At 75.6% G+C, this 3,022-nt stretch carries 2 protein-coding genes; both read right to left on the bottom strand.

Going from position 1 to position 3,022, the window contains the following annotated elements; all coding sequences use genetic code 11:
* On the bottom strand, nucleotides 1-2,181 hold a 2,181-nt coding region (locus AB0I76_RS26290; protein ID WP_357040720.1), incomplete at its 3' end, for a hypothetical protein.
* Nucleotides 2,178-2,864, bottom strand: coding sequence for an N-acetylmannosamine-6-phosphate 2-epimerase (locus tag AB0I76_RS26285; protein ID WP_357040717.1), 687 nt, complete (start codon nucleotides 2,862-2,864; stop codon nucleotides 2,178-2,180). The genes AB0I76_RS26290 and AB0I76_RS26285, both read right to left, overlap by 4 nt.
* Nucleotides 2,865-3,022 lie beyond the last annotated feature (158 nt).

The raw sequence follows: 3,022 nt of genomic DNA, 5'->3' as shown, positions 1-3,022 counted from the left end.
GTCGGCGTCCGCCTGGACACCGACGGAGGCGGAGACGGTACGGCGGCACTGCGCCTCCGGGGTGCGCAGCTGGGGTCCCGCTCCGGCGGTGCGGGTACGCAGGTCGGGGCGGGACAGCCAGCCGACCGCCCGCAGGATCGTCACCGCGAGCGACGGTCGCTCGCCCCGGATGCCCTGCACCTCGGGCAGCCCCGGAGCGAGCACCGCGAGGCCGGGCAGGACCGACATCGAGCGGACCGGGGCGACCCCGGCGTCGGCCTCGTAGCCGCGCTCGGTGGGCAGCGGACCGAGCGGGTCCTTCAGTGGCCGTTCCAGGGTGCTGAAGTGGGTGTCGGCACGCCAGGTGCGGGCGGGGACGTCGGTCGGGAAGTGCGCCTGGATCCGGTGGTCGTCGGCGGCGTTGTCGAACTCGACGTGCCAGTCCAGTTCGGGTACGTCGGCCCAGAGCGTCGCGGTGATCGTCAGGGGCAGCACGACCCGCTCGGCGGAGCGGGCGGTGCGGTCGGCGGTCAGCCCGGCGGGCACGTCCAGGTCGGCGCGGACGACGAGGCGGGAGGCGACGTCGCTGTCGTACACGCGGGCGTCGCGGAGCACCGGCACGACGGTCTCGTCGCTGATCGGCGGGTCGTAGGTGTACGTGTCGCCCGCGTCGCCGCCGTCCACCAGCCGGCCGAGGCCGGTGAGCGTACGCCCGGAGGCGGTGTCGACGAGGGTGAACGAGGCGTCGTCGGCGACGGTCAGCGTCCAGTCGCCCCGGGTGACGCGCCGACCGGGCACCCCGGACGCCACGGCGGGCGGTTCACCCGGTGCGACGGTCGCGGTCCAGCCGGTCCAGCCCGAGGGCGGCACGTCGGTGGCGACGGCGGTGAGCCGGTGCCGCAGCGTCTCCTTCGTGTCCGGGAGGATGTCCAGGTCGGCGCAGAACAGCGGCGTCGGTTCCACCTCGCGGACCTCGTACGGGACCGGAGCGCCGGTGGCGTCGCGCAGGCCGGTGACGGTGTGCCCGGGTGCGGTGTACACGTCCACGGTGACCGGGCCGGTGGTGGGAGCGGCATGCGGGTTGAGCACCACGACGGCGGCGGCGTCGGTGACCGGGTCGCCGGCGAGCCGGGTGTCCAGTCCGAGGTCGAGCAGTGCCCGTTCGACGAGGTGCTCGCCGACCTGCGTGGCCCTGGCGAAGCGGACCTCGTTCTCGCGGTGCACCTCGTCGACGGAGCAGCCGCAGATGGAGTCGTGCGGCGCGTTCTCCAGCAGCAGGTTCCAGGCGTGCCGGAGCAGCCCCACCGACGGGGCCCGGCCGGCGCGGACGGTCAGCGGCTCGGCCCACACCTCCAGCAGCGTCTCGGTCGCCGCGTTGGCCTGCTTGAGGTACAGCCGGGTGGAGAGGGTGCCGGCGAGCACGAAGGTGAGCCAGTCGCCGGGGTACCGCAGCTCGCCGGTGACCACCGCCTCGTCGGCGACCCGGTCGCGGATCCGGTCGAAGTACCCGGCGAGGGTGTCCTCGGTCGCGGCGAGGCCGGCCGGCAGCGGCCGGGGTGCGAGGTGGTCACCACCGTTGAGCAGCAGGTACGGCCCGTCGGCGTCGCGGGCGGCCTGCTTGGCGCGGAACGCGTCCAGCTTCTCCGGGGCGCCGGCCGCCTCCCAGAGCACCTCCGGTTCGTAGTAGCCCTGGTTGACGGCGGTGACCGTCGAGCCGTCCGGGGAGCGCCAGGTGAACCGGGCATGCGTCGGCGGCGCGCCACGCCAGACCAGGGCGGTGTCCAGGCCGAAGCCGCGCAGCACCCGCGGCAGGTCGGCGGGGTGGCCGAAGGCGTCCGGGCAGTATCCGATGGTGGCCAGCGGGAGGCCCAGGTCGGCGGCGACGCGCCGGGCGGTGAGCAGGTTGCGGATCAGGTTCTCGCCGGAGACGAGCTGGTTGTCGGCGAGCACGTGCCAGGGGCCGACCTGGAGGCGGCCGGCGGCGCCGTGGGCGCGTACCCGGTCGGCCAGGTCGGGACGGACGGCGAGCGCGTCCAGCGCGGTGATCGTCTGCCCGTCCAGGTGGAACCGGCCCAGGTCACCGGCGTCGAGCTGGTCGCAGATCCGCTCGACCAGCTCGGCGAGGCGGGCCCGGAAGGACTCCATCGGCCGGTACCACTCGCGGTCCCAGTGCGTGTGGTTGACGACGTGGACGGTGCTCATGACATCTCCCGGGAGGTGAGGAGGGCGGCGGCGAAGCGGGCGGTGACCACGGCCGGCCGGGTGATGGCGGTGCCGACGACGACCGCGTGGGCACCCCGCCGCAGCGCCTCGGCGGCCTCCTCGGGCGTGTTGATGCGCCCCTCGGCGACCACGGGCACGTCGAGCCGGGCGGCGAGCGCGGCGACGAGGTCCAGGTCGGGGTCGTGCGGCACCGCGCCACCGGTGTAGCCGGAGAGGGTGGTGCCGACCAGGTCGACGCCGGCGGCGACCGCCGCGTCGGCGTCGGCCACGCTCGCGACGTCCGCCATCACGAGGACGTCGTGCCGGTCCCGCAGCGCGGCCACCGTGTCGGCGAGGGTACGCCCGTCGGGGCGGAGCCGGGTGGTCCCGTCGAGCGCGACGACGTCGGCCCCGGTCTCGGCCACGGCGCAGGCGTGCGCGAGGGTCGGCGTGATGTAGACGCCGGAGGCGCCGTCCTTCACCAGCCCGATCAGCGGGGTGTCCGGCAGCGCGGCGCGCAGCGCCCGCAGGTCGCGCAGGCCTTGGGCCCGGATGCCGGCGGCGCCGCCGTACCGCGCCGACCGGGCCAGCGCGACCATGTGCGCCGGGTCGTCCAGCGGCTCGCCCGGGTCGGCCTGGCAGGAGACCACGAGCCGACCACGGATCTCATCAAGCACGGTCATGCGGTGATGTCCTCCAGTACGGCGCCGAAGGCGCGGGTGGTGTCCACCGTGGACGGGTCGACGCCGAGGCTGGCGGCGGCCCGGCGTACGGCGGTGGTGTCGGCTCCTCCGGCGGGCCGGTCGGGCTCGACGGCGAGCGAGGCGGCGCGCTCCCCCTC

It is taken from the genome of Micromonospora sp. NPDC049799, assembly GCF_040656655.1.
Classification (GTDB): Bacteria; Actinomycetota; Actinomycetes; order Mycobacteriales; family Micromonosporaceae; genus Micromonospora.
This window is presented reverse-complemented; position numbering and strand designations above follow the sequence as displayed.